This window comes from Escherichia sp. R1, assembly GCF_003000935.1.
In the GTDB taxonomy this organism is placed as follows: Bacteria; Pseudomonadota; Gammaproteobacteria; order Enterobacterales; family Enterobacteriaceae; genus Escherichia; species Escherichia coli.
The window spans coordinates 1-741 of record NZ_PSRU01000083.1; the positions used below are offsets into that span (position 1 = coordinate 1).

The 741-nt window shown below is 42.5% G+C and carries 2 protein-coding genes; one reads left to right on the forward strand and one right to left on the reverse strand.

From position 1 onward, the window contains the following. Positions 1 to 41 precede the first annotated feature (41 nt). Positions 42 to 377, reverse strand: coding sequence for a colicin 1A immunity protein (locus C4F37_RS27185; protein WP_001080730.1), 336 nt, complete (start codon positions 375 to 377; stop codon positions 42 to 44). 128 nt (positions 378 to 505) lie between these two features. Here C4F37_RS27185 and C4F37_RS27195 point away from each other — a divergent pair. Continuing rightward, the coding region (locus tag C4F37_RS27195) for a DUF6404 family protein (protein WP_053002104.1) at positions 506 to 741 on the forward strand (236 nt) is incomplete at its 3' end.

A 741-nucleotide genomic window follows, 5' to 3' on the forward strand; every position in this document is an offset into this window, starting at 1 on the left:
ATAAGTTCTGGGGTATTTAAATAAAATATAAGACAGGCTGTCTATCTTACAGACAGCCTTTTTATAATAACAGAAAGAATATATATCATACTTAACGGAAGAGATAATATGAAAACAGTACCCGTATAAACAGCAAGCAATCCCATTTTTCCAGGTGTATCAGCAAAAAAACCGCTGTTCCAGAAATCAGGCCGGGTAAATTTCAGAGCTGTATCTTCAATATACCATTTTGCAACCGGATACAAAACCATTCCGCAGAGAGAAATACACCAGAACAGTAATCTGTATTTAAAATCATAATCCCATGACATATACAGCATATATCCCCCCGTCACCCATCCCCACCACATATTATTAAAATAATATTTTCTGTTCATCTGCCTGTTTTCCTTTCTTTTGCACTTTTGTCAGTGTACTGATGCATGACAACATAACCACAGCATGATAATAATAATCAATAACAATAAGCTGTGTCACGTTTACATCATGGAACGGAGGTGCTCCTGTGACCTTTGAGCAGAAAAAAGCCCGGGCCATTGCCCTGATGGACAGCAAAAAGATGTGGCGGAGCAATTATGCCCCTCCTCTTCTGCGTATTCTATGGCGGCTGGGTATCCGGCTTCCGCCATTACCCTTTATGCCGTTCTGGCAGGTCACGGTGCTGACGGGGGGCTTATGGGGCATTTCCTGGGGATGTGCAATGTGGTTTATCTACTGGGGGCCGTCAGGAATGGTGGCAGG